Consider the following 1,251-nt stretch of genomic DNA (forward strand, 5'->3'; position numbering starts at 1 on the left):
CCGGTGATCATCTTTACGGTGTGAGCTGGGGGTGGCCGCAGAGACCAGCGAGAAGCGACTGTTTACTAAAAACACAGGTCCGTGCGAAGCCGTAAGGCGATGTATACGGACTGACGCCTGCCCGGTGCTGGAACGTTAAGGGGACCGGTTAGTCACACTTCGGTGTGGCGAAGCTGAGAACTTAAGCGCCAGTAAACGGCGGTGGTAACTATAACCATCCTAAGGTAGCGAAATTCCTTGTCGGGTAAGTTCCGACCTGCACGAATGGCGTAACGACTTCTCGACTGTCTCAACCATAGGCCCGGTGAAATTGCACTACGAGTAAAGATGCTCGTTTCGCGCAGCAGGACGGAAAGACCCCGGGACCTTTACTATAGCTTGATATTGGTGTTCGGTTCGGCTTGTGTAGGATAGGTGGGAGACTTTGATATCGCGGCGCCAGCCGTGGTGGAGTCGTCGTTGAAATACCACTCTGGTCGTGCTGGATGTCTAACCTCGGTCCGTGATCCGGATCAGGGACAGTGTCTGGTGGGTAGTTTAACTGGGGCGGTTGCCTCCTAAAGGGTAACGGAGGCGCCCAAAGGTTCCCTCAGCCTGGTTGGCAATCAGGTGTTGAGTGTAAGTGCACAAGGGAGCTTGACTGTGAGACTGACGGGTCGAGCAGGTACGAAAGTAGGGACTAGTGATCCGGCGGTGGCTTGTGGAAGCGCCGTCGCTCAACGGATAAAAGGTACCCCGGGGATAACAGGCTGATCTTCCCCAAGAGTCCATATCGACGGGATGGTTTGGCACCTCGATGTCGGCTCGTCGCATCCTGGGGCTGGAGTCGGTCCCAAGGGTTGGGCTGTTCGCCCATTAAAGCGGTACGCGAGCTGGGTTTAGAACGTCGTGAGACAGTTCGGTCCCTATCCGCTGCGCGCGTTGGAGTCTTGAGAAGGGCTGTCCCTAGTACGAGAGGACCGGGACGGACGAACCTCTGGTGTGCCAGTTGTCCTGCCAAGGGCATGGCTGGTTGGCTACGTTCGGGAGGGATAACCGCTGAAAGCATCTAAGCGGGAAGCCTGCTTCGAGATGAGGGCTCCCACCCACTTGATGGGGTAAGGCTCCCAGTAGACGACTGGGTTGATAGGCCGGATGTGGAAGCCTCGTGAGGGGTGGAGCTGACCGGTACTAATAGGCCGAGGGCTTGTCCATGTGTGCTCGCGTCCACTGTGTAGTTCTGAAACAACCAGCAACCACACACCCCTAGCC

Annotated in this window: 1 rRNA gene (only partly in view); it reads left to right on the top strand. The window is 56.8% G+C overall.

From position 1 onward, the window contains the following. A 23S ribosomal RNA gene (locus AB0399_RS40295) occupies positions 1-1,194 on the top strand; it begins 1,802 nt to the left of the window's first position. The last annotated feature ends 57 nt before the right edge of the window (positions 1,195-1,251 follow it).

Origin of the sequence: Streptomyces sp. NPDC088194, assembly GCF_040702025.1 — a bacterium.
Classification (GTDB): domain Bacteria; phylum Actinomycetota; class Actinomycetes; order Streptomycetales; family Streptomycetaceae; genus Actinacidiphila.